The sequence below is a fragment of the Streptomyces sp. cmx-18-6 genome (assembly GCF_046548915.1).
Lineage (GTDB): Bacteria > Actinomycetota > Actinomycetes > Streptomycetales > Streptomycetaceae > Streptomyces.
The window spans coordinates 345694-369148 of record NZ_JAEBEP010000004.1; the positions used below are offsets into that span (position 1 = coordinate 345694).

19 protein-coding genes are annotated in these 23455 nt (G+C 72.9%); 5 read left to right on the plus strand and 14 right to left on the minus strand.

What is annotated here, in order from left to right; genetic code table 11:
* The first annotated feature begins 38 nt into the window (after window positions 1-38).
* Window positions 39-1529, plus strand: coding sequence for a carboxylesterase/lipase family protein (locus tag ACLJPL_RS12240; protein WP_411080791.1), 1491 nt, complete (start codon window positions 39-41; stop codon window positions 1527-1529).
* Here the strand turns inward: ACLJPL_RS12240 and ACLJPL_RS12245 are convergent.
* From ACLJPL_RS12245 to ACLJPL_RS12270, 6 genes are all read right to left on the minus strand, one after another.
* Window positions 1526-2773: a CopD family protein gene (locus ACLJPL_RS12245; protein ID WP_411080792.1), complete on the minus strand. Its 1248-nt coding sequence runs from the start codon at window positions 2771-2773 to the stop codon at window positions 1526-1528. The two genes, ACLJPL_RS12240 and ACLJPL_RS12245, sit on opposite strands and share 4 nt — an antisense overlap.
* 70 nt (window positions 2774-2843) lie before the next feature.
* Window positions 2844-3635 (minus strand): polysaccharide deacetylase family protein, encoded by a 792-nt coding sequence (locus ACLJPL_RS12250; RefSeq protein ID WP_411080793.1) that lies wholly within the window; start codon window positions 3633-3635, stop codon window positions 2844-2846.
* 433 nt (window positions 3636-4068) lie between these two features.
* Window positions 4069-4584: an ATP-binding protein gene (locus ACLJPL_RS12255; RefSeq protein WP_411080985.1), complete on the minus strand. Its 516-nt coding sequence runs from the start codon at window positions 4582-4584 to the stop codon at window positions 4069-4071.
* Window positions 4585-4923: 339 nt separating this feature from the next.
* Window positions 4924-5691, minus strand: coding sequence for an enoyl-CoA hydratase/isomerase family protein (locus ACLJPL_RS12260; protein ID WP_411080794.1), 768 nt, complete (start codon window positions 5689-5691; stop codon window positions 4924-4926).
* Window positions 5692-5856: 165 nt separating this feature from the next.
* The gene (locus ACLJPL_RS12265; protein WP_411080795.1) at window positions 5857-7101 is read right to left on the minus strand and encodes a L,D-transpeptidase; all 1245 of its coding nucleotides are present in this window, start codon (window positions 7099-7101) and stop codon (window positions 5857-5859) included.
* 204 nt (window positions 7102-7305) lie between these two features.
* Entirely contained in the window at window positions 7306-8547 is a 1242-nt protein-coding gene (locus ACLJPL_RS12270; RefSeq protein ID WP_411080796.1) for an Ig-like domain-containing protein, read from the minus strand.
* Between the two features lie 154 nt (window positions 8548-8701).
* On the opposite strand from ACLJPL_RS12270, the gene glgX reads away from it, so the two are divergent.
* The gene (glgX, locus tag ACLJPL_RS12275) at window positions 8702-11074 is read left to right on the plus strand and encodes a glycogen debranching protein GlgX (protein ID WP_411080797.1); all 2373 of its coding nucleotides are present in this window, start codon (window positions 8702-8704) and stop codon (window positions 11072-11074) included.
* 34 nt (window positions 11075-11108) lie between these two features.
* On the opposite strand, the gene ACLJPL_RS12280 is transcribed toward glgX, so the two are convergent.
* The 4 genes from ACLJPL_RS12280 to ACLJPL_RS12295 form a co-directional block, all read right to left on the minus strand.
* Window positions 11109-11759, minus strand: a complete 651-nt coding sequence (locus ACLJPL_RS12280; protein WP_411080798.1) for a response regulator — start codon at window positions 11757-11759, stop codon at window positions 11109-11111.
* 226 nt (window positions 11760-11985) lie between these two features.
* Window positions 11986-13314, minus strand: coding sequence for a sensor histidine kinase (locus ACLJPL_RS12285; protein ID WP_411080799.1), 1329 nt, complete (start codon window positions 13312-13314; stop codon window positions 11986-11988).
* 97 nt (window positions 13315-13411) lie between these two features.
* Window positions 13412-14206 carry an ABC transporter permease gene (locus tag ACLJPL_RS12290; RefSeq protein WP_411080800.1) on the minus strand — a complete coding sequence of 265 codons (795 nt, stop codon included), beginning with the start codon at window positions 14204-14206 and terminating at the stop codon, window positions 13412-13414.
* 1 nt (window position 14207) lies between these two features.
* Window positions 14208-15125, minus strand: a complete 918-nt coding sequence (locus ACLJPL_RS12295) for an ABC transporter ATP-binding protein (RefSeq protein ID WP_411080801.1) — start codon at window positions 15123-15125, stop codon at window positions 14208-14210.
* A gap of 171 nt (window positions 15126-15296) precedes the next feature.
* Between ACLJPL_RS12295 and ACLJPL_RS12300 the strand changes: the two genes are divergently transcribed.
* The 3 genes from ACLJPL_RS12300 (at window position 15297) to ACLJPL_RS12310 (ending at window position 20396) form a co-directional block, all read left to right on the plus strand.
* Window positions 15297-17363, plus strand: coding sequence for an ABC transporter transmembrane domain-containing protein (locus ACLJPL_RS12300; RefSeq protein ID WP_411080802.1), 2067 nt, complete (start codon window positions 15297-15299; stop codon window positions 17361-17363).
* Window positions 17360-19243, plus strand: a complete 1884-nt coding sequence (locus tag ACLJPL_RS12305; RefSeq protein ID WP_411080803.1) for an ABC transporter ATP-binding protein — start codon at window positions 17360-17362, stop codon at window positions 19241-19243. The genes ACLJPL_RS12300 and ACLJPL_RS12305 overlap by 4 nt, the downstream gene beginning before the upstream one ends.
* A gap of 61 nt (window positions 19244-19304) precedes the next feature.
* Complete coding sequence (locus ACLJPL_RS12310; protein WP_411080804.1) at window positions 19305-20396, plus strand: DUF4037 domain-containing protein; 1092 nt, start codon at window positions 19305-19307, stop codon at window positions 20394-20396.
* A gap of 36 nt (window positions 20397-20432) precedes the next feature.
* On the opposite strand, the gene ACLJPL_RS12315 is transcribed toward ACLJPL_RS12310, so the two are convergent.
* From ACLJPL_RS12315 to ACLJPL_RS12330, 4 genes are all read right to left on the minus strand, one after another.
* Complete coding sequence (locus ACLJPL_RS12315; protein ID WP_411080805.1) at window positions 20433-20900, minus strand: MarR family transcriptional regulator; 468 nt, start codon at window positions 20898-20900, stop codon at window positions 20433-20435.
* Window positions 20897-21409, minus strand: coding sequence for a MarR family winged helix-turn-helix transcriptional regulator (locus tag ACLJPL_RS12320; RefSeq protein ID WP_411080806.1), 513 nt, complete (start codon window positions 21407-21409; stop codon window positions 20897-20899). The genes ACLJPL_RS12315 and ACLJPL_RS12320 overlap by 4 nt, the downstream gene beginning before the upstream one ends.
* 75 nt (window positions 21410-21484) lie before the next feature.
* The gene (locus ACLJPL_RS12325) at window positions 21485-22165 is read right to left on the minus strand and encodes a response regulator (RefSeq protein ID WP_411080807.1); all 681 of its coding nucleotides are present in this window, start codon (window positions 22163-22165) and stop codon (window positions 21485-21487) included.
* On the minus strand, window positions 22162-23274 hold the full coding sequence (locus tag ACLJPL_RS12330; protein WP_411080808.1) for a sensor histidine kinase: 1113 nt from the start codon (window positions 23272-23274) through the stop codon (window positions 22162-22164). The genes ACLJPL_RS12325 and ACLJPL_RS12330 overlap by 4 nt, the downstream gene beginning before the upstream one ends.
* Between the last annotated feature and the right edge of the window lie 181 nt (window positions 23275-23455).

The window sequence follows — 23455 nt, forward strand, 5'->3', positions numbered from 1 at the left end:
GCTGAGCCACCGCACCGCGAGAGGGGTTGGCACACACCATGTCCGACATCGTGGGGGCAGACGCCCGGGCGGGGTCTCCCCCGTCGGCGAGGACCGTGCAGGGCTCCGTGCGCGGTGCGGTGGAGCGGGGCGTCGCGGTCTTCCGCGGCATCCCGTACGCGGCCGCGCCGGTGGGCGCGCGGAGGTTTCGCGCCCCGGAGCCGCCGGAGCCCTGGGAGGGCGTGCGCGAGGCGGTCGCGTACGGGCCCACGGCCCCCAAACGGCCCTACGCCCCGCCCCTGGACCGGCTGCTGCCGGACCCGGCGGTGCCGGGCGAGGAGTGGCTCAACCTCAACGTGTGGACGCCGTCCACCGAGGCCGCCGGGCTGCCCGTCCTCGTCTGGATCCACGGCGGTTCGCTGGTGCACGGCTCCTCGGCGGTGCCGGTGTACGACGGGGCCGCGTTCGCCCGGGACGGGGTGGTGCTGGTCTCCGTCAACTACCGCCTGGGCGTCGAGGGCTTCGGGGTCTTCCCGGACGCGCCCGCCAACCGGGGGCTGCTGGACCAGCTGGCGGCCCTCGCGTGGGTGCGGGACAACATCGCGGCGTTCGGCGGCGACCCGGGTCGGGTGACGGTGGCCGGGGAGTCGGCGGGGGCGGTCTCCATCGCGGCCCTGCTGGCGACGGAGCGCTCGGCGGGGCTGTTCAGCCGGGCGGTGCTCCAGAGCGGGGCCCCCTCGGCCCTGACCCCGGCCGCCGGACGCGGCACGACCGAGCTGATCGCGCAGCGGCTCGGCGTCCCCGCGACGGCCGCCGCGCTGGCGGCGGTGGACCCGGACGCGCTGCTGACCGCGCAGACCGAGGTGACGAGCGGCGGCAACCCGCTGACCGGCCGCAACTCCTTCCAGATCGTGGTGGACGGGGACCTTCTGACCCAGGATCCGGCGGAGGCGCTCCGGACGGGGGCGGCGGCCGGGATCGACCTGCTGATGGGGACGAACACCGAGGAGTACCGGCTCTGGTTCGTCCCCGGCGGCCTGACGGAGCGCATCGGCCGGCTGAAGCTCCGCCTGGCGCTGCTGAAGTTCGGGGTCCCGAACGCCACCGCCCGCACCTACCGCCGCAATCGGCCCGACGCCACGCCGGGCGAGATCCTGGGCGCGCTCGCCACGGACCTGCTGCTGCGGGTCCCGCTCAACCGGCTGGCCGACGCGCGGGCGGGTGCGCGGGCGTCGACGTACGTGTACGAGTTCGGCTGGCCCTCCCCCGTACAGCGTCTCGGGGCCTGTCACGCGCTGGAGCTGGGGTTCGTCTTCGACACCCTCGCCCACCCCGACACCATGGCCCTGACCGGCCCCGACGCCCCGCAGGAGCTGGCGGACGCGATGCACGGCGCGTGGGCGGCCTTCGCGGCGACGGGCGACCCGGGGTGGCCGTCCTGGGACGCGTCCCGGCCCGTGCGGTTCTTCGGTCCGGGGGCGCCGGCCGTCGTCCTGGCCCCGCGCGACGACGAGCTGCGGGGCTGGGACCCGTACCGCACGCGGCGCTAGCGCATGCTGATCCAGTGCGGGTCGGGGACCACGGTGAGGGTCGCCGAGACCACCACGACCAGCCCCAGCACCACCTGTTCGCGGCGGGCGAGGCGGTGGGCGACGGCCGGGTCGGCGTCCCGGAGCATCCGCCGCCGGGCCGCCACCGCCAGCGCGGTCACGACCGCCATCAGCGCCAGCTTGACCAGCAGGGTGCGCCCGTAGGCGGAGGTGAACACCACGTCCAGCGGCAGCCGGCGCAGGGTGGAGGCGGTGCCGGTGGCGGCGAGGGCGACGTACAGCCAGATCGCCAGGCGCGCGTACCGGCCGAGCAGCGCGCGGGCGGCGACGGGCGAGCCGCGCCAGAGCCGCATGGTGCGCAGGACGTGCAGCAGGCCCCCGGTCCACAGCGACGCGGCGGTCAGGTGGACGACGGTGAGGGCCGCGCCGATCTCGGGGCTGTACGCCTCCGGGTGGGCGCGCAGGGCCTCCGCGCCGATGACGACGGCGAGCGGGGCGAGCGCGAGGGCGGGGCGTCCGCTCGCGGCGCACAGGGCGGCGAGGACCAGGCCGTTGGCGATGAGGAGGAGCAGCCCGCCCTCACGGGTGCCGTACGTCTCGGTGATCCCGAGATCGCTGACGGCGGCGAGGCGGACGATCTGCCCGGCAGCGGCGGCGGCCCCGGCGAGCGAGGCGTACACGGCCCAGCTCCGCACGGCGGTACGGGGGCGGCCGCGGACCGGCCGGGCTAGCTGCGGGAGGAGGAGCTCGCCGAGGTGCAGGGCGAGGGCCGTGAACAGGACGGTGCGGAGCAGGGTGGTGATCCCCGCGCCGGGTATCCGCAGCTCCCCGGTGCCGCGCGCGGCGAGGCCGGGACCGAGCAGGGCGATGAGGAGCGCCAGGGCACCGGCCGCCACGGGCAGCGCCGCGACGGCGATCCGGGCCCGGCGGGGCGCGTCGCGGGGCGGCGACACGTCGGCGGGCACGGTCACGGTCACGGCGGCGGGTGCCGTGGCGCCGTCCGGTGCTGTGACGCCGTCCGGTGCCGTCGCGTCGCCCGGTGCCGCCACGCCGTCCGGTGCCGTCGCGTCGCCCGGTGCCGTCACAGCTGCGGGCACGGTCACGCCTGCAAGTGGCGTCACAGCTGCGGGTGCCGTCCCGGCTGCAGGTGGCGCGACGGCGGGTATGCCGGGGTGGCCGGTCGGCACGGCGGGTATGCCGGAGCCGGTCGGTGCCGCCGGGTCGGCGGGGGGTCCGGAGAACATCACGGCTCGATCCTCGCCGGGGGACGAAAACACAGCAAGCCACGCACGACGCCCGTGGTCCGCCGCCGGGTCAGCTCAGCAGCTCCGTGGCCGTCACCGCGCGCAGGCCGCGCCGGTCGATCTCGGTGAGGAGCAGGGGCAGCGCGGCGACGGTGACCGGGTGGCCGAAGCCCATCCCGACCACGGACCCGGGGCGCAGCTCGCCCGCCACCTTGCGGGTGACGGCCGGTACTCCGTTCGCCGCGTGGTCCAGCGACTCCACGTCGTACGAGAGGACGTGCGGGTATCCGGCCCGCTGGGCGAGGCGCTGGACGAGCAGGGTGGCGTCCGGGCCTGGCGAGGCGCGGAACCAGGCGCCGATGGACCCGGTGAGCCGGCGCAGCCGCCGGGCGCATTCGGTGATCTCCTCGTACGCCGTGCGCTCGTCGAGGGTGGCGAGGTCGCGGTGGTGCTGGGTGTGGTTGCCGAGCTCGTGGCCGCCGTCGAGGATGCGGCGGGCCATGCCGGGGTGGGCGTCGAGCCAGCTGCCCACGGCGAGGACGGTGACCCGCGCCCCGGCCCGTTCGATCCGGGCGAGCGCGGCACGGGCGAGGTCCGGGTCGCCCCGCCCGTCGAAGGTGAGGGCGACGCGGGGCCGGTCGCGGGGGCCGTGGGCGATCTGGACGGGCTGCCCGGGAAAGCGGCGCGGGGCGGTGGGGACGGGGGTGCGCGTGTACGGGGGTGGGGGCGCGGGCGCTCCGGCGGCCACGGGCGCTCCGGCGCTGCCGCCCGGCCCGCAGCCCGCCGCCGCGACGGCCGCGAGCAGCCCGGCCCCGACGCCCAGCGCGTCACGGCGGCGCACCGGCGTCCCGCGTCCGTCCATGCCCGACCACCTCGCGTCCCGCGGAGCCCTCTGGAATCTCCTGGATCCCCTGAATCTCCGGGACACAGTAGAGGCGGAACAGGCGAAATATGATGATTGACCGATTGGTCGGATGATCAAGGAATCATTCGAGAGATGTCATAGTCATGCATGAAATACCAGGCGAGTGATCGACCCCACCTGCGATTCAACCAAGAAATGTCCGACTGAACCAGGAATCACCCGAAAAGCATCTTTGGCGCCGAGGTCGCCCGTCTGCCATAGTCGGACCCGCGACCCCCATTGACCCGGGCCAGGTCGGCATGAGCGGCCGTGACCACACCCCCCAAGTCACGGCCCCCTCAGAAGCCCCCGCAGCGCCGCACGACGGCCGACCGGGGGCTTCTGCGCGTCGGCGAACAGCTTTCCTGTGCCAGCGGTCGGCTTCCGCGCGTCAGCGGTCGGAGATCCGCATCTCGAACCAGGTGGTCTTGCCGCGCGGCAGCAGATCCACCCCCCACCGGTCGGAGAGCTTGTCGACGAGGAAGAGCCCCCGACCGCTCACGTCCATCTCGCGCACCGGCATGAGGCACGGCAGCCCGCGCGACGGGTCGCGCACCTCGATCCGGATCCAGCCCCGGCGGCGCACCATCCGTAACCCGAAGACGCGCGCGCCGGTGTGGCGCACCGCGTTGCCGACGAGCTCCGAGACGAGCAGCACCGCGTACTCGGCGGTCTGCTGCGAGAGCGCCCACTGCTGGAGCACCACACAGGAGGTCAGCCGGCGGGCGGTCGCCGCGGACTCCGGGCGCGACGGCAGCCGGACCTCCCCCTCGGTCGGATCCCCGAACAACTCCAGCGCCTTGAACGCCTGTTCGTCATCCATGCTCGATGTCCAGCGTGCCGCGGTCGCGCTGCTGCGCGGTCGCGGCTGATCCACACCCTCCAGGCCCGCCATGCCCACCATCATGGACGCCCGCATCGCCCACCGGGGGCGTTCCCGGGGAATCCGCCCCCCGGAACACCCCATTCCGCAAAGGGCACTTGACATATGCCCCTGGCAGAACAGAGTCCCGCGCAGCCCCGTTGAGCTGCGGCGATGGACCGCCCGCGCGCGATCGCTCCGAGGCCGGCGGCACCGGGCCTTAAGGTTGCCTTAAGGCCCGGATAAACCGCTCGGAGGGATGAACCCGCGTCAGAAGTGCATCCGAGCGGCGCCCCCGGCGCACCCGGAACGGCTTCGGCGGCGTAAGCGCGAGTGCCGGCGCGCCGGCTTCGGCGGCCTACGGGTGAGTGACGGCGTCTCGGCTCAGAGGAACTTCGCCTTCCCCGGCCCCTCCTCCACGAAGCTGCGCATCCCGCGCTCGCGGTCCTCGGTGGCGAACAGGCCCGCGAACCAGTTCCGCTCGACGGTCAGCCCGGTGTCGATGTCCGTCTCCAGCCCGGCGTCCACCGACTCCTTGGCCGCGCGCAGCGCCAGGGCCGGCCCCTTGGCCAGCTTGGATGCCCAGGCGTGCGCCTGCTCGTAGACCTCGGCGGCGGGGGCCACCCGGTCCACCAGACCGAGCGTCAGGGCCTCCTGCGCCTTGACCATGCGGCCGGTGAAGATGAGGTCCTTGGCCTTGGAAGGGCCGATCAGCCGAGCGAGGCGCTGGGTGCCGCCCGCGCCCGGGATCAGGCCGAGCAGGATCTCCGGCTGGCCGAGCTTGGCGTCGTCGGCGGCGATCCGGAAGTCGGCGCAGAGGGCCAGTTCGCAGCCGCCGCCGAGCGCGTAACCGGTGACGGCGGCGACGACGGGCTTGGGGATGCGGGCGACGGCGGTGAAGGAGTCCTGGAGGGCCTTGGACCGGACGACCATCGCCGTGTGGTCCATCGCCTGCATCTCCTTGATGTCCGCCCCGGCCGCGAACACCTTCTCGCCGCCGTACAGGATCACCGCGCGCACGTCCTCGCGCCGGGCGGCCTCCTCGGCCAGTTCCCGCAGCCGGTCCTGGACCGCCACGTCCAGGGCGTTCATGGGCGGCCGGTCCAGCCGGATGGTGCCGACGTTGTCGCGTACTTCGAGGGTCATAGTCATGCCAAGAGGTTAACCACCGCTAACGCGGGCGGGCCCGGTGCCGTTGGTCACAGCACCGGGCCCGCCGGAGTCGTACGGGAGAAGCGGTCGCACGGAGGAAGCTTCGTACGGAAGAAGCGGTCCTACGCGAGAAGCGGTCCTACGCGAGAAGCGGCGGACGACGTCCTACTTCTTCCACTCCTCCCAGTCCATGTTCCAGCCGTTGAGGCCGTTGTCCGGCTGGATCTGCTTGTCCTGGGAGTTCTTCACGATGACCACGTCACCGATCAGCGACCTGTTGTAGAACCAGGCCGCCGGGGTCTGGTTGTCGTAGCCGCCGCGCACATCGCGCAGACCGACGCAGCCGTGGCTGGTGTTGGTCGTGCCGAAGATGGAGGAAGCGCCCCAGTAGTTGCCGTGCAGGAAGGTGCCCGAGGTGGACAGCCGCATGGCGTGCGGCACGTCCTTGATGTCGTACTCGCCGCCGAAGCCCACGGTGTCGCCGTTCATCCGGGTCACCTTGAGCTTCTCGCTGATGACCATCTGACCGTTGTACGTGGTGGTCGCCGGCGCGCCCGCCGAGATCGGGATGTCCTTGATCTGCTTGCCGTCGCGGACGACCTTCATCCGCTTCGTGCTCGCGTCGACGGTGGAGACCTGGCTGCGGCCGATGGTGAACTTCACCGACTTGGCCTGCTTGCCGTAGACCCCCGGCCGCCCCTCGACGCCGTCGAGGTTGAGCTCCACGGTCACCTTGGTGCCTGCCTTCCAGTACTTCTCCGGGCGGAAGTCGAGGCGGTCGTTGCCGAACCAGTGGCCCTCGATCTCGACGGCCGGCTCGGCCGTCACCTTGATCGCCCGCTCCACCGCGTCCGGCTCGGTGATGCCCCGGGTGAAGTGGATGGAGACCGGCATGCCGACGCCGACGGTGGAGCCGTCCTCCGGTGTGTACTGCCCGATGAAGGTGTTCTTCGGCACGAGCGTGGTGAAGGTGGTGTCCTTCGCGGACTCGCGCCCCTTCGCGTCCTTGGCCACCGCGTGCACCGTGTACTTGGTGGCGGCGGCGAGGTGCCGCTCCGGCGTCCAGCTCGCGCCGTCCGCCGCGATCTCGCCGGCGACCTCGTTGCCCTTGGGGTCGGCGACCTTCACCGTGCTCAGCTTGCCCTGCGCCGCGCTGATCTTCAGCGCGCCGCTGGTCGCCACGGACTCCGCGCCGTCCTCGGGCGCGATGCTCACGACCGCCTGCGATGCGGCGGTGTCCTCCGCCTTGGCCCCGTTGTCCTTGCGGCCCTTGCTCTCCGCTTCCGCGTTTCCGCCGCACGCCGTCACCAGCATCAGCAGTGCTCCCAGAACCAGAGCCAGGAGCCCCCGCCCCCCGCGCCGCTTCCTGCCCGCCCCGGCCGATGCCCCCGATATCGGCTGCCCGTTCACTGTGGTTCTCCCCTCGCTGGGCCCGGCATCGCCGTGGCCCGCACCCCCGCACGCTGCACATGCGCGCTCGCCGCAAGATAATCACACCGTTGGCTGAGCGGACTCCCCCCGGAATGTCACTGTTCCGTCCCAAGTCATCCGGAGAGTCGCGCAGGTGGCAGGCCGGTCTCAGTGCGGGGCCACGGACCGAGGAGGGGCCGGTCCCTAACGCAGGGCGGAACCCGCCTTCCACTTCTTCCAGCCCATGTTCCAGCCGCCGAGCCCGTTGTCCGGTGCGACCTTCTTGTCCTTGGAGTTGACCACCTCGACCACGTCCCCGATCAGGGTCCGGTCGAAGAACCAGCCGCCCGGGGTGGTGGCGCTGCCGCCCTTCGCGTCGCGCAGCCCGATGCAGCCGTGGCTGACGTTCTCCTCGCCGAAGACGGACTCGTCGGCCCAGTAGTTGCCGTGCAGGAAGGTGCCGGATGTGGTGAGCCGGATGGCGTGCGGGACGTCCTTGATGTCGTACTCGCCCTTGCCCTTCTCGTCCGTGAAGCCGACCGTCGCGCCGTTCATCCGGGTCACCTCGTGCAGCTCGGTGACGACCATCCTCCCGTTGTACGTGGTCGTCTTCGGGGCCCCCGCGGTGATCGGGACCGTGCTGACCAGCTCCCCGTCCCGGCGTACCTCCATGGTCTTGGCCTCCGCGTCCACCAGGGAGACCTGGGAGCGGCCGACCGTGAAGACGACGGTCTTGTCCTGGCTGCCGTAGACCTCGGGCGCGCCCTCCACGTCCCGCAGTCCGACGTCCACGGTGACATCGGTGCCGGGCTTCCAGTACGTCCGGGGGCGGAAGTCGAGCCGGTCCTTGCCGAACCAGTGGCCGACGATCTCCACCTCGGGGTCGGCGGTCACCCGGATAGCCTTCTGGACCGCCGCCCGGTCGGTGATCGGGCGGTTGAAGGAGAAGGAGACGATCATGCCCGTCCCCACGGTGGACCGGTTCTCCGGTTTGAAGTAGCCGATGAAGCGGTGCTCGGGAACGAGCGTGGTGAAGGTGGCGTGCCGGGCCGAGCGGTGTCCGGCCCGGTCCACGGCCACCGCGTCGACGCTGTACTTCGCCGCCAGGGCGAGCCGGGCCGCGCCGGGTTCGGGGTTCCAGGAGAGCCCGTCCTCGGCGATGCGCCCCGCCACCGTCTGCTGTTGCGCGTCCTCGATCCGCATCACCTTCACGCTCTCCAGCCGGCCGTCCGGGATCTTCACCCGGATCCGGGTCTGCGCGTCGACCTCCTTGGCCCCGTCCTCCGGGAAGACGCTGATCACGTCCTGGGGGGCGCGCGGCTTGCCGTTGAGCACGGCCTCGCGCGTATCGGTGCATCCGGTCAGCAGGGCCAGCACGGTGAGCAGTCCTGCCCATGTCAGCACGGCGGCCGAGCCCGCGCGTGCGCTCTTCGCTACGTGGTTCACGCTCCCCCAACGACCAGGGCCGGTCGGGGGAAACGTGAGTGCGGGCCTCTCGGTGGGCAGAACAGAGGGGAGGACTACCAGGAGAGGGCCGCGGCCGGGACGTCGCGCGCCCCTTTTCGGTTGCCCGTCCCAACGAGCCGCGGGAGGCGACACGGTGTCGAGCGCAGCCGAGCAGGAGGCAGTACAGGAACCGGCCGGGACGGCGGTGCGGCCCGGGGAGCCACCGGGTCCCGCCGCGCCCGGCACCGTACACACGGAGGACGCGAACGGCCTACGCGTGGAGGTGACGGAGGACGCGAACGGCTTGCGCGTGGAGGTGACGGAAGACGCGAACGGCCTACGGGTGGAAGTGACGGAGGCCGTGCGCGCCGAGCCCCGCGCCCCCGCCGTGTGGCCCGGGGCCCCGATGCCGCTCGGGGCCCGCTTCCGGGTCGGCCCGGACGGGATCGCGGGCGCCAACTTCGCGCTCTGGGCCGGCGGGGCCGAGGCGGTCGAGCTGTGCCTCTTCGACGAGCGCGGGGCCGAGACCCGCTGCCCGCTCACCGAGCTGACCCATGAGATCTGGCACGGCTTCGTACCGGGCATCGCGCCCGGCCAGCGCTACGGCTACCGGGTGCACGGCCGCTGGGACCCGTGGACCGGGGCCCGCTGGAACGCGGCGAAGCTGCTCCTGGACCCGTACGCCCGTGCGGTGGACGGCTCGTTCACCCTGCCGCCGGAGGTGTACGGCCATATGAGGGACTGGCCGGACCAGCATGTCGCCGACACCGTGCGCGACGACCGGGACTCGGCTCCGTATGTGCCCAAGGGCGTGGTCGTCCACGATGACGACGACTGGGTGGAGGACCGCCGCCCCAAGACCCCGTGGGCCGACTCGGTCATCTACGAACTCCACGTACGCGGGTTCACCAAGCTCCACCCGGACATCCCGCCCGAGCTGCGCGGCACGTACGCCGGTCTCGCGCACCCGGCCGCGATCGACCATCTGACGCGGCTCGGGGTGAGTGCCGTGGAGCTGCTGCCGGTCCACCAGTTCGCCCATGAGGACCATCTGCTGCGGCGCGGGCTGCACAACTACTGGGGTTACAACTCCATCGGCTACTTCGCCCCGCACGCCGGCTACTCCGCGTCCGGCACGACGGGCGGCCAGGTCGGGGAGTTCAAGCGGATGGTGCGCGCCCTGCACGACGCCGGGATCGAGGTCATCCTCGACGTCGTCTACAACCACACCGCCGAGGCGGGCGAGCTCGGCCCGATGCTCTCCCTGCGCGGCATCGACAACCGCGGCTACTACCGCCTCCAGCAGGACCCCCGCCGTTACGCCGACTACACCGGCTGCGGCAACACCCTGCACGTCGTGCAGCCCCAGGTGCTGCGGCTCATCACCGACTCCCTGCGCTACTGGGTCACCGAGATGGGCGTCGACGGCTTCCGCTTCGACCTGGCGGCGGCGCTCGCCCGCTCGATGCACGACGTCGACATGCTCTCCCCGTTCCTCGCGGTCATCGCCCAGGACCCGGTGCTGCGCCGGGTCAAGCTGATCGCGGAGCCGTGGGACGTCGGCAACGGCGGGTATCAAGTGGGGGCCTTCCCACCGCTGTGGACCGAGTGGAACGACCGCTACCGCGACGCCGTACGGGACTTCTGGCGCGGCGCGCTCCCCGACGTACGGGATCTCGGCTACCGGCTGACCGGCTCCAGCGACCTGTACGCCTGGGGCGGCCGCCGCCCGTACGCCTCGGTCAACTTCGTCACCGCCCACGACGGCTTCACCCTGCGCGACCTGGTGAGCTACGAGCACAAGCACAACGAGGCGAACGGGGAGGGCAACCGGGACGGGACGAGCGACAACCGGGCGTGGAACTGCGGCGCGGAGGGCGAGAGCGAGGACCCGCAGGTCAACGCGTTGCGCCGCCGCCAGCTCCGTAACCTGCTGACCACCCTGCTGCTCTCCACCGGAGTGCCGATGCTGGTGGCGGGCGACGAGATGGGGCGTACGCAGGGCGGCAACAACAACGCGTACTGCCAGGACAACGAGGTGAGCTGGCTGGACTGGTCGCTCCTGGAGCAGCCGGAGTGGCGGGAGCTGACCGAGCTGACGGCCCGGGTGCTGAAGCTGCGCCAGACCCATCCGGTGCTGCGGAGGCGGGCGTTCTTCTCCGGGCGGGCCCAGGCCCCGGACGGGCTGCGGGACCTGGCGTGGTTCACCCGGGACGGCCGGGAGATGACGGAGGGCGACTGGTACGCGCCCGCCGCCACGCTCGGGCTCTACCTCTCGGGCCGGGACATCCCGGGGCGGGACGCGCGGGGCGAGCCGGTCACCGACGACAGCTTCCTGGCCGTCCTGCACGCGGGCGCGGAACCGGTCGCGTTCGAGCTGCCGGGAGCGCCGTGGGCGGCCCGCTACGAACTGGTCCTGGACACCTCCCGGGAGGACCAGGCCGCACCGCCGGGCACGGTTCTCGAAGGCGGTACGGAGACGACGGTCCCGGCCCGCTCGGTGCTGCTGCTGCGGGTGACGGCGTAGACGGCTTAAGGGACGGCGTAGGAGGGGGAGGGAGTCAGCCGAGGATGCCCCGGTCGTAGCCCATGGCGACGGCCGCGGCGCGGTCCTTGGCGCCGAGCTTGGCGAAGACGTGCGTGAGGTGGGTTTTCACGGTCGCCTCGCTGATGAACAGTTCGGCGGCGATCTCCCGGTTGGTCGTGCCCCGCGCCACCAGCGCCAGCACCTCGCGCTCCCGGGCGGAGAGGGAGGCGTCGGCGGGGGCCGCGGGGGTACGGACCCGGGTCATCAGCCGGGAGGCGACGGCGGGCGACAGGACGCTGCGGCCCTCGGCGGCAGCCCGGACGGCGGCGAACAGCTCCTCGCGCGGGGCGTCCTTGAGCAGATAGCCGGTGGCCCCCGCCTCGATCGCGGGGAGCGTGTCGGAGTCGGTGTCGTACGTGGTCAGCACCAGGACCTGGGCGCGGGCGTCGCGCCGGGTGAGCTCCGCGATGGCCGCCACTCCCCCGCCGCCGGGCATCCGCAGGTCCATCAGGACGACGTCCGGGTCGAGGCGTTCGACGACGGCGACGGCGTCCACGCCGTTCGACGCCTCGCCGAGGACGTCGAAGCCGGGGGCGGCGGCGAACATGCCGCGCAGTCCGTCGCGGACGACGGGGTGGTCGTCGACGAGGACGAGAGTGATGGTGCGGGAGGGGTTCTCAGCCATGGCAGGAGTCACCGTACGGCGGGTCGCACCCGTCTGACCAGGGGAGCCGTACGGCAGTCTCACGCGCCCGGCCAGAGGGCCCGGTCGCCCGGCCGGGGTGCTCGGCCGCCCGGCCCGAGTGCCCGATCGCCCGACCCGAGTGCCCGATCGCCGGCCCGAGTGCCCGGCCGCCCGGCCGGGGTGACGTATGGCGCTCACGCCACCGGGTCAGGGGGCGTCCGCCGGTTCACTCCTGTCTGACCAGCGGAACCCTGGCCGAGACCGCCGTGCCGCCGCCCGGTTCCGACTCCACCTCCACCGTGCCCGCGATGCGCTCCGCGCGGGCCCGCATGCCGCCGAGGCCGAATCCGCCGGTGGTGCTCGCCGGGGCGGCGGCCGAGGGGTCGAAGCCGCGGCCGTCGTCCCGTACGTCCAGGGTCAGTTCGTCGTCCATGAAGGAGAGCGTCACGCCGACCCGCGAGGCCGCGGCGTGCCGCCCCGCGTTGGCCAGGGCCTCGCCCGCGATGCGCAGGAGGGTGGCGGCGACCTCGTCGTGGACCGGTTCGGCGGTGCCGGTGACGGTGAAGTCGGCCCGTACGCGGTGCTGGTCGGCCCAGGTGGCGACCGTCTTCTCCAGGGCCCCGGTCAGCTCGTCGTGCTCCAGGGCGACCGGGGCCAGGTTGTGGACGGAGCGGCGGGCCTCGCCGAGGCTGTGGCGGGCCAGGGCGGCGGCCCGCTCCAGGTGGACGCGGGCGGTGGCCGGGTCGGTGTCGGTGGTGGAGGTGACGACCTGGAGCTGGGCGATGATGCCGGTCAGACCCTGGGCGAGGGTGTCGTGGATCTCGGCGGCGAGCCGACGCCGCTCGTCGTCCACCCCGGCCTCGCGGGCCTGGACGAGGAGCTGGGCGTGCAGGGCCGCGTTCTCCGCCATCGCCTCCTCCAGCCGGATGTTGGTGCGCTCCAGCTCCGCGATGGTCTCGACCTGGACGCGGGCCTTCTCCTCCTCGCGCATCCCGACGTACCAGAAGAAGAGGGCGAGGGCGGCGTTGAGGAGGTACAGCGCGCCGAAGGCGACCCAGTTCATCAGGGAGGCGGGCGGCAGCCCTCCGCTCTGCGAACCGGCCAGGGTGGCGGCGGTGGCGAGCAGCCCGGCGCGGACGGCGCGCTTGGGCAGCAGGGGTTCGACGTCGAAGTAGCCGAGGGCCGCGTAGATCGCGAAGAACGGGTTGAGCCAGGCCAGGGCGAAGGCGAGGACGGTCCGTACGGCGTAGTAGGCGATCCCGGCCGAAGCGCCCGGTGCGGTACGGGAGCGGGCCCGGCCCCACCAGACCTGAAGCCCGTACGCGGCCGTGGCCAGGACCCCGCAGGCGTACATCTCGGTGCGGGTCATGATCAGGTCGGCGGCGACGGCCGCGACGAGAACGGACAGGGTGAGGACGGCGTAGGGGCCGTACCGGTAGAACTGCTCCCAGCGGTCCTCGACGGTGCGCGGCCCCGTCGCGCCGGAGGGGTGCGTCGTCCCGGGCGGGTGCGTCGTCCCGGACGGGCCCGGGGAGCAGGGGGGCGGCTGCGTCATGCGCGCAGTCTCCCCCGGACGCCCGCCGCCCGTCACGGCCCCCCGGTCCCCCACCGCACCGCCGCTCACCGCACTCACCTCATCCCACCGCCTCCGGTCACTGCCACCGGAAGACGCGACCGGCCGTGAAGCCCAGCGCCGCCGTCCACAGCGCGACGATCCCGAGGTGCGCCCAGCCCGGCCAGTGTCCGGACGCGGCCTGGTCCAGCGCCTGGGAGGCCGCGCCGAACGGGGTGATCTCCACGATCCGGCGCAGGGTGCCGGGCATCGCCTGGACGGGCACCCAGACCCCGGCGGTGAACATCATCGCGAGGTAGGCGACCGAGCCGACCGCGGTGGCCGCCTTCGTCGTACGGGACAGGGCGCAGATCGTCGCGCCCATGGCCAGGACGGTGGCGACGGCGAGCAGCAGCGCCAGGACGTAGCCGGGCAGTTGGCCGGGGAGCGGGACCCCGTAGGCGAGGCGGCCGACCCCGATGACCAGGAGCGCCGAGGCGAGGGCCGCCGCGCCGTGCAGCGTGATCTGGGCGGTGAGCAGCGCCGCGGGCCGCACCGGGGTGGTGGACATGCGGCGCAGGATGCCGCGTTCGCGGTAGGCGGTGAGGACCGGGGGCATCGCCTGGAGTCCGGCCATGATCATGGCGAGCAGGACCGAGATGGGGACGTACAGGTCGATGACCCGGCGTCCGCCGAGGTCGTCCTGCGGCTCCTTGAAGGCCGGGACGAAGCCGAGGATCACCAGGAGGACGGCGGGGAAGGCGAGGATCCAGAAGAGGCTGCCCGGTTCGCGGAGGAAGAGCCGGGTCTCGGCGAGGAGCACGGCGGCCATGGGGCCGCGCCGGGGGGCGCCGGTCTCTTCCGGGGTTCGGGTCGTGGTGGTGTCGGCGTTCATGTCAGGCGTCCTGTCCGGTGAGGTCGAGAAAGGCTTCGTCGAGGCTGGTCTCGGTGATCCGCAGCCGGTGGGCCGTGACGCCGAGTTCCGCGAGCAGGGAGATGAGCGGGGTGACGGTGTCGTCGGTGGCGTGCAGGACGAGGACGCCGGCGGCGTCGGGCGGGGTCACCGTGGCGACGCCCGGCAGCGCGGTGAGCCGGGTCAGCTCGGGGCCGGTGGGGGTGCGGGAGGGGACGAAGGAGATCACGGTGGAGCCGGTGGCCTGCCGGATCAGCCCGACCGGGGTGTCCAGGGCGACGACCTTGCCCCGGTCGATGACGGCGATCCGGTCGCAGAGGCGCTGGGCCTCCTCCATGAAGTGGGTGACGAGCAGGACGGTCACGCCGCTGTCGCGGATGTCCTCGATGAGCTTCCAGGTGTCGCGGCGGGCGCGGGGGTCGAGGCCGGTGGTCAGCTCGTCGAGGACGACGATCCTCGGGTCGCCGATCAGGGCGAGCGCGATGAACAGCCGCTGCTTCTGGCCGCCGGAGAGCTTGGCGAAGCGGGTGGTGAGCCGGTCCCGCAGGCCCAGCCGCTCCACGAGGGGCCGCCAGTCGGCGGGGGCCGGGTAGAGGGAGCTGTAGAGCTCCAGCGCCTCCCGTACGGTCAGTTTGGCCTGGAGCTCGCTCTCCTGGAGCTGGGCCCCGAGCAGCCGCGTCACCCGGTCGTGGTCGGCGACGGGGTCGAGTCCGGCGACCCTGATCGTGCCCGCGTCGGGGATGCGCAGGCCCTCCACGCATTCGACGGTGGTGGTCTTGCCCGCCCCGTTGGGGCCGAGGATGCCGAAGATCTCGCCCTCCTCGACGGAGAAGGAGACGCCGTCGACCACGTCACGGCCCGCGTAGGTCTTGCGCACCCCGTTGACTTCGATGATTGCCATGTCCATCAGGATTCCGGCGGGCGGGGAAGGGCGGTATCCGTCATCACGCTCGACGCTCCATCAACCGATCGGTTGACCCGGGGGTACGACCGCTCCCCTCGGCCCGGTCTTCTCGGCTCCGGCCAAAATTGGGAGGCCCGATGTCAGTGGTGAAACGTAGGGTCGGCCCTGATGCCCGAAAAGCCTGCAGAGCACACGGAACGGTCCGCCGTGCGCTCCCTCCTGCGTCTGTGGCCCTATGTCCGTCCCGTACGGCTCCGCCTGTTCACCGCCGCCTTCGTGGCGGTCCTGGCGTCCTGCCTGTCGCTGGTGATCCCCCTGATCCTGAAGTGGATGGTGGACGGCCCCGTCGCCGACCGGGACCCGGGCGGCGTCTGGCTGGGGGCGCTGTATCTGCTGCTGCTCGGCATCGCGGAGGCCGTGCTGTTCGGCTTCCGGCGATGGCTGGTGGCGCGACCGCTGGCCGGGGTCGAAGCGTCGATGCGGGCCGATCTCTACCGCCATCTGCAACGGCTGCCGGTCGCCTTCCACGACCGCTGGCCCTCGGGCCAGTTGCTGTCGCGCGGCACGACGGACCTGATGCTGCTGCGGATGTTCCTGGCGTTCCCGCTCACTTTCCTGGTCGTCAACTTCGCGACGATCTCGGTCGGTTTCGTCATCCTGTTCGCCCAGGACTGGTCGCTCGGCCTGGTGCTGCTGGCGCCCGTGGTGCCGCTGGTGATCCTGTGCTCGGTGTTCGAGACGAAGTACTCGCTGGTGGCGCGCAAGGCCCAGGACCAGGTGGGCGATCTGACCACGGTCGTGGAGGAGAGCGTCCTCGGCATCCGGATCGTCAAGGGCTTCGGCCGCCACCGCAGCCAGGCGAACGCGTTCCGCGCGCTGTCGCAGCGGCTGCGCTCCACGGAGCTGGGCAAGGCCCGGCTGCTCGCCGGGATCTGGGCGCTCATCACCGCCGTACCGGAGCTGGCGATCGGGGCGGCGCTGGTGCTCGGCACGATCCAGGTGGCGGACGGCTCGCTGTCGGCGGGCACGCTGGTCGCGTTCCTCTCGACGGCGCTCGCGCTGCGGTGGCCGGTGGAGTCGATCGGGTTCCTGCTGGCGATGAGCCAGGAGGCGGCGACCGCGACCGACCGGTACTTCGAGGTGATGGACGCGGCGGAGGAGCGGGACGCGGCGGCCGTCCGCGAGGACGCTCCCGACGCGCCGGATGCCCCGGACGCGTCCGCCGGGATGGTGTTCGAGGGCGTGGAGTTCCGCTATCCGGACGCGGAGCCGGGCTCGCCGCCGGTGCTCGCCCGGATCGACCTGCATGTGCGGCCCGGCGAGACGCTGGCCCTGGTGGGCGGAACGGGCTCCGGCAAGACGACGCTCACCGCGCTGGTCCCCCGGCTGCACGAGGTGACCGCCGGGCGGATCGTGCTGGACGGCGAGGACATCGCCACGATGGAGCGCGCTCGGCTGCGGGAGCTGGTGTCGGTGGCGTTCGAGGAGCCGACGCTGTTCTCGGCGACGGTCGCGGAGAACGTGCTGATGGGCGCCGAGGGCGCGGACGAGGAGCAGGTGCGGCAGGCGCTCGCGGTGGCGCAGGCCGACTTCGTGCACCGGCTGCCCCGGGGCCTGGACACGGAGGTCGGTGAGCAGGGCCTGAGCCTCTCCGGCGGCCAGCGCCAACGCCTGGCCCTGGCGCGTGCGGTGGTGGGCGCTCCGCGCTTCCTGGTGCTGGACGACCCGCTCTCGGCGCTCGACGTGCACACGGAGACGCTGGTGGAGGCGGCGCTGCGCCGGGTGCTGGAGGAGACCACGGCGGTGGTGGTGGCGCACCGCCCGTCGACGGTGATGCTGGCGGACCGGGTGGCGCTGCTGTCCGGGGGCCGGATCACGGCGGTGGGCACGCATCAGGAGCTGCTGCGGTCGAATGCGGAGTACGCGTGGCTGATGTCGGGGGCGGAGCCGGGTGCGGGCCACGCCTCGGCGGGCACGGAGCCCTCCCCGGCGGACGCGGAGCCCGACCGACCCGGCACGGAGCCCTCCCCGGCGGACGCGGAGCCCGACCGACCCGGCACGGAGCCCTCCCCGGCGGACGCCGAGCCCGTCCCACCCGGCACGGAGCCCGACCGCCCCCGCCCCGGTCACGCCCCGGCCGGAGTCGGGCCCGTCGCCACGGCCCCCGGCCCCGTAACCGCGCAGTCCCCCGCCCCCGCCCAGCAGGTCCCCGTCGAGGAGGGCAGTACCCGATGACCACCACCACCGACGACGCCGCGCGCACCGCCCCGGGCGACGACGAGCGGCCGCCCCTCCCGGACGGCGCGCCCGCGCCGCAGGGCGGCGGCGACCCGTTCGACCAGGACGATCTGCCCGCGCCGCCCGGGGCGACCCGGGCGCTGCTGTTCTCCCTCCTGACCCCGATGCGCGGCCGGGTCGCGGTGGCCGCGCTGCTGCTGGTGCTCCAGCAGGCGGCGACGCAGGCCGGGCCGCTGCTGGTGGCGTACGCGATCGACAGCGGGGTCCCGGCGTTCCGCGACCACGATTACGGGCCGCTGATCGCGGTCGCGGTGAGCTACGCGCTCTGCTCGGTGGGCGCGGGCGTGCTCCAGTACGCGTTCGTACGGGGCTCCGCGCGGATCAACCAGAACGCGCTGCTGGACCTGCGCGGCCGGATCTTCCGCCACGCCCAGGCGCTGAGCGTGGACTTTCACGAGCGCTACACCTCGGGCCGGCTGATCTCCCGGTCCACCACGGACGTCGAGTCGTTGCAGGAGCTGCTGAGCGAGGGGCTCCAGGAACTGATCACCGTGGTCCTCTCGTTCGTGTCGATCTCTCTGGTGCTGCTCTGGCTGGACCTCGGCATAGGGGCGATCGCCGCGCTCTCCTTCGTACCGCTGTATCTGCTGGTACGGCTCTACCGGCGGCGGGCGGCCGTGGTGTACGGGGCGCGGTCGACGGCGATCGCCTCGGTGATCGTGAAGTTCGCGGAGACCATGAACGGCATCCGGCCGGTGCGGGCGTTCCGCCGGGAGCGGTCCAACGACGCGGCGTTCGCCGCGCTCAACCGGGTGCACGAGCGGCGCAACGGCGACGCGCTCCTGGAGATGGCGCGCTATGTCGTCGGCTCCCGGCTGGTCGCGAACACGGCGGTGGCCGGGATGGTCCTGTGGGGCGCCTACCGGGTGGCCGAGGGGACGCTGGCGCTCGGTGTGCTGGCGGCGGCGGTGCTGTATCTGCGCCGGCTCTACGACCCGATCGACCGGCTGGGGATGTTCCTCAACTCCTACCAGTCGGCGGCGGCCTCGCTGGAGAAGATCGCGGGGCTGCTGGCCCAGACCCCGACCGTCCCGGCGGCGGCGGACCCGAGGGAACTGCCCGCCCGCCCGGGCGACCATCCGGGCCGGGAGGTCGTCTTCGACGGAGTGCGGTTCGCCTACCGTACGGGCGGCGAGGTGCTGCCCGCCTTCGACCTGCGCATCCCGGCGGGCGCCACGGTGGCGGTCGTCGGCTCGACGGGCGCGGGCAAGTCGACCCTGGCCAAGCTGCTGGCCCGGTTCTACGACCCGACCGAGGGCCGGGTCCTGCTGGACGGCGTGGACCTGCGGGACCTCGCCACGGCCGAGCTGCGCAGGGGCGTGGTGATGGTGACGCAGGAGGCGTTCCTGTTCTCGGGGACGGTCGCGGAGAACATCGCGATCGGCCGCCCGGACGCCACCCGCGAGGAGATCGAGCGGGCGGCGAAGGCGATCGGCGCGCACGACTTCATCGCCTCGCTGCCGGAGGGCTACGACACGGACGTACGCAAACGGGGCGGCCGGATCTCGGCGGGCCAGCGGCAGTTGGTGGCCTTCGCCCGGGCCCTGCTCGCGGACCCGGCGGTGCTGATCCTGGACGAGGCGACGAGCTCCCTGGACATCCCGGGCGAGCGGGCGGTGCAGCGCGCCATGGACACGGTGCTGCACGGCCGCACGGCGGTGGTCATCGCGCACCGCCTGTCCACCGTGGAGATCGCGGACCGGGTGCTGGTGATGGAGGGCGGCCGGATCGTGGAGGACGGCGCGCCCGCCGAACTCATCGGCGGTACGGGGCGGTTCGCGGGGCTGCACCGGACGTGGAAGGAGAGCCTGGTCTGAGGGCGCGCCCGTGCTCGATATCGGCTGGCGACCGGCGCACCGCTCTGTCAGGGTGGCGGCCGTGACTCGCGTCTTCCTTCCCGGTCTCGAACTGGCCCGGCTCTTCCACGCCGAGGCCGTAGCCCCCGTCCTGGACACGGCGTTGGACGGGGTGCCGTATGCGGCGGCGCTGATCGGCACGGGCTCCGAGGTGCAGGGTTTCGACACCGCGCGCTCGACCGACCACGCCTGGGGCCCGCGGGTGCAGGTGTTCCTCAGTGGTGAGGGCTTCCGCGCGCACGCGGAGGAGCTCCGTGCCCTGCTGGACCGCGCGTTGCCTCGGACGTTCCGCGGCTATCCGGTCCGCTTCCCGTTTCCCGACGACGCGCCGGCCCGGCACTGGGTCGATGTCCATGACCTTCAGGAGTACTTCACCGAGCGCCTCGGCGAGGACCCGGCCGGGGGCCTGTCGCTGTCCGGCTGGCTGACGACCCCGACGCAGGTGCTGCGCGAGCTGACCGGCGGCGCGGTCTTCCACGACGGGCTCGGCCTGCTCGATTCCCACCGGGACGGCCTGGCCTGGTATCCGGACGACGTCTGGCGCTATGTCCTGGCCTGCCAGTGGATGCGGCTGTCCCAGGAGGAGCCGTTCGTCGGGCGCTGCGGCGAGGTCGGGGACGACCTGGGTTCGGCGGTGGTGGCCGCCCGGCAGGTGCGCGACCTGATGAGGCTGTGCCTGCTGATGAGCCGCGTCTACCCGCCGTACAGCAAGTGGCTGGGCACCGCGTTCGCGCGGCTCCCGTGCGCGGCAACGCTCACGCCGCTCCTGTCGGAGGCGCTGGCGGCGCGGAGCTGGCAGGAGCGGGAGCGTCATCTCTCCCCGGCCTACGAGCTCGCCGCCGGCCTGCACAACGACCTGGGGCTGACCGAACCGCTGGAGACGAAGGCCCGCCACTTCCACACCCGGCCGTTTCTCGTCATGGACGGCCACCGCTTCACCGACGCCCTGCTCGCGACCGTCGACGACCCCCGGATCAGGTCGCTGCCACCGGTCGGGGCGATCGACCAGTTCGTCGACAGCACCGACGTGACCCAGTTCCCCGACCGCCGCCGGCGCTACGTCACCGGGCCCGGGGGCCGTCGAACCGCACCCGCCGGCGGGCCGGACGCGTAGGGCCTGTCGTGCGGACCAGGCCCCCGGCCGGCCCGGTCAGGCGGTGAGTGCCGCGAACTCCGCGTTGGCGCGCTCGGTGACCAGGGCGAGGACGCGGCCTGCGGCGGCCAGGTCATCGGCGGGTATCCCGCCCCAGATGCGGGCGGAGACGGGGGTGGTCTCGGCGGTGATCGCGGCGAGGAACTCGCGCCCCGCGTCGGTGGGGCGCAGATGCGGTCCGTCCGCGACGAGCAGCTCCCTGGCCCGCAGCTCGTCGAGCGCGGCGCGGATCTCGGCCGGATCCGCCTTGAGGGACGCCTGGACCTCGGCGAGGAGGCCGTCCGGCGTCTGCGGGACGGCGGAGACGACGGCGGCGCGCAGGGCGACCTGCTGCTGGAAGGTGGCGTCGTACCGGGCCAGCACGGTCTCCAGGACGCCGCGGGCGGCGTAGTGGGCCAGAGCGAGGTTACGGGCGTCGGCTACGGGTGCGGTGGTGGCGTCGGCGGTGGATCCGGTCGTGGTCATGGTGTCGTCCCCTGAGTGCTCTCGTCGTTCGGTGTGGTGGGAGAGATCGGTGCGGTGGGAGAGAGAGGTGCGTCGAGCAGGGCCGTCAGTTCGTCGGTGAACGCGCGCGTCCGCTCGGCGTCGAGGCCGCCGAGCGGCTCCAGCAACTGCTGAAGCAGCACCTGGACCACCTCGATGGCCTGCCGGGTGACGGCCTCGCCCTGCTCGGTGAGGGCGAGCTGCACGGCGCGCGGGTCGCGGGGATCGCGGGTGCGGTCGACCAGGCCGGCCGACTCCAGGGCGCGCGCCAGCTTCGAGACGTACAACGCCTCCAGGCCCGTGTGGTCGGCCAGTCGGCGCTGACTGGGGCGCTCGCCGGAGCGCTGCATGCCGTGGAGCGACGCGACCAGCGAGTACTGCGCGTGGGTGAGACCCAGCGGAGCCACCGCGCGATCGACCGCGACGCGCCACTTGTTGGCGAGCCGCCATACCAGGAATCCCGGTGTGGGACTCAGTGAACCCTTGCTCATGCGAATAGAGTACATGGCTACTATGTCTATGGCTACTAAATTCGGCGTCCGGCCCGGACGCCTCGCGCCTTCGCCCTACTCCCGTGGGACTGGACCGGCCAGTCCGTTCCCCCAGGCCCAGGCGGCGATACCCACCCGGTTACGGGCCCTCAGCTTTGCCTGGACGTTGGCGACGTGGGTCTTGGCGGTGCCCGCCGAGATGAAGAGCTTCTCGCCGATCTCGGCGTTGGTGAGGCCCTCGGCGACCAGCCGGGCGATCTCGTCCTCCCGGGCGGTGAGAGGCGACCGGGCCGTGGGCGCTGCCGGGGCGGAGGCAGGGGCGAGGGTCTGGAGCAGCCGGACCGTGATCTGGGGGCTGATGAGGATGTCCCCGGCCATCGCCGCCCTGACCCCCTCGATCAGCAGCCCGGGACCCGAGCGCTTGAGCAGGAATCCGCAGGCGCCGTCGTGCAGTGCCGTGCGTACGTAATCGTCGTGGTCGAAGGTGGTGACGACGAGGACACGCATCGGGTCGGGTACGCCGGGGCCCGCGAGGCGCCGGGTGAGTTCGAGGCCGTCCAGGCCCGGCATCCGGATGTCGGCGAGGACCAGGTCGGGGCGCAGAGTGCGGGCGAGATCGATGGCGGTGAGGCCGTCCGCCGCCTCGCCGACCACGGTCATGTCGGGCTGCGAGCCGAGAATCAGGCGGAAGCCGCTGCGTACGTCCTCCTGGTCGTCGGCGATCAGGATGCGGGTCGGACCGAGGGACGTCGTCACGGGGTCTCTTTCGGGAGTGCGACAGGCAGGACGGCGGTGAGCTGCCAGCCGCCCTCGCCGTGCGGCCCCGCCGAAAGGGTTCCGCCGAGGACCTGGGCGTGCTCGGTGAGAGCGGGGAGACCGAGGCCGCCCCGGGAGACGCGGCGGCGGGCCGGGGCGGGGCGGGCACCGCGGTCGTTGGTGACCCGGATCTCCACAGTGGTGGCCGTGGAGGTGAACGCGACGGTGGCGCGGGAGGCGTCGGGGGCGTGCCGGCGGATGTTGGTCAGCGCCTCGACGACGATGCGGTACGCGGCAGAGCCCGCCTCGCGGGAGAGCGCCTCCGTGACCGGGGGAGGCAGGTCGAGATGCGCCTCGGTGGCGCCCGCCGAGGTGAAGTTCTCCATCAGCAATGGCAGTTGGGACACATCGGGGAGCGGCTCGGTGGTGGGTGCCTCCGGACCGTGCAGCATCTGCACGGTCCGGTCCATCGAGGCCAGGGCGCTCAGGCCCGCCTTCTCGATGCGTTCCAGGGCGAGCACCGCCCTGGAGGGGTCGGTGGCGGCGACGAAGCGGGCCGCCTGGGCCTGGACAACGATTCCGCTGATGTCATGGGCGACGAAGTCGTGCAGGTCGCGGGAGAGCTGAAGACGCTGCGCGCTGCGAGCCTCGGCCACCGCGCTCCGGCGACGCTGTTCCTGGCGGCGGGGGTAGGCGCCGGCCACCACCGCGGCGGCTACGGGAAGCAGCCAGAAGGTGGCGATTCCGATGGATTCCAGGAAGGACTCACCGGTGACCAGCGGCAGCGGCCAGAGGGTCACCGCGAGGGCGGTCAGCGGGAGGGCCGACTTGAGTGCACGCAGGGGCGACCAGCGGGTGACCACGGCCACGAGGAGGAGCAGGACGGCGGCCTCCGCCAGCTTCCAGCCGGGGCCGAAACCAGCCTTCGGCAGGGCGAAGCTGGTGGTCAAGGAGAGGACCGCGCAGACCGCGGTCGGGCGGGCGAGGCGGCCGAGCCGCTGACGAACCGCGGCACGGGGGCCGGAGACGGCCCACGCCAGCGCGCCCGCGGCCGCGAGCGACGGCAGAGCGCCAATCACCGTGACGGCCGGGCCGGTTGATTCCCACATGGTGATCAGCGTACGGGTGTGCGATCTGGCGGGGCTCTCTGCCGAACGGCATAGAAGGGCCGGGCGGCGGCCCGATCTTTGTGCCGATCGGCGGATGGGATGGCGGGGGTGCCGGAGGTGAAGCTTGAGCCGTTCAACCGACCACAGCAACACAAACACCCTCCAGAACACGGGAGTTCAT

Excerpts from the sequence above, each read along its gene's own strand:
- ACLJPL_RS12240 (WP_411080791.1), top strand. The coding sequence starts at position 39 with ATGTCCGACATCGTGGGGGCAGACGCCCGGGCGGGGTCTCCCCCGTCG.
- ACLJPL_RS12245 (WP_411080792.1), bottom strand. The coding sequence starts at position 2,773 with ATGTTCTCCGGACCCCCCGCCGACCCGGCGGCACCGACCGGCTCCGGC.
- ACLJPL_RS12250 (WP_411080793.1), bottom strand. The coding sequence starts at position 3,635 with ATGGACGGACGCGGGACGCCGGTGCGCCGCCGTGACGCGCTGGGCGTC.
- ACLJPL_RS12255 (WP_411080985.1), bottom strand. The coding sequence starts at position 4,584 with ATGATGGTGGGCATGGCGGGCCTGGAGGGTGTGGATCAGCCGCGACCG.
- ACLJPL_RS12260 (WP_411080794.1), bottom strand. The coding sequence starts at position 5,691 with ATGACTATGACCCTCGAAGTACGCGACAACGTCGGCACCATCCGGCTG.
- ACLJPL_RS12280 (WP_411080798.1), bottom strand. The coding sequence starts at position 11,759 with ATGGCTGAGAACCCCTCCCGCACCATCACTCTCGTCCTCGTCGACGAC.
- ACLJPL_RS12285 (WP_411080799.1), bottom strand. The coding sequence starts at position 13,314 with ATGACGCAGCCGCCCCCCTGCTCCCCGGGCCCGTCCGGGACGACGCAC.
- ACLJPL_RS12290 (WP_411080800.1), bottom strand. The coding sequence starts at position 14,206 with ATGAACGCCGACACCACCACGACCCGAACCCCGGAAGAGACCGGCGCC.
- ACLJPL_RS12295 (WP_411080801.1), bottom strand. The coding sequence starts at position 15,125 with ATGGCAATCATCGAAGTCAACGGGGTGCGCAAGACCTACGCGGGCCGT.
- ACLJPL_RS12300 (WP_411080802.1), top strand. The coding sequence starts at position 15,297 with ATGCCCGAAAAGCCTGCAGAGCACACGGAACGGTCCGCCGTGCGCTCC.
- ACLJPL_RS12305 (WP_411080803.1), top strand. The coding sequence starts at position 17,360 with ATGACCACCACCACCGACGACGCCGCGCGCACCGCCCCGGGCGACGAC.
- ACLJPL_RS12315 (WP_411080805.1), bottom strand. The coding sequence starts at position 20,900 with ATGACCACGACCGGATCCACCGCCGACGCCACCACCGCACCCGTAGCC.
- ACLJPL_RS12320 (WP_411080806.1), bottom strand. The coding sequence starts at position 21,409 with ATGAGCAAGGGTTCACTGAGTCCCACACCGGGATTCCTGGTATGGCGG.
- ACLJPL_RS12330 (WP_411080808.1), bottom strand. The coding sequence starts at position 23,274 with ATGTGGGAATCAACCGGCCCGGCCGTCACGGTGATTGGCGCTCTGCCG.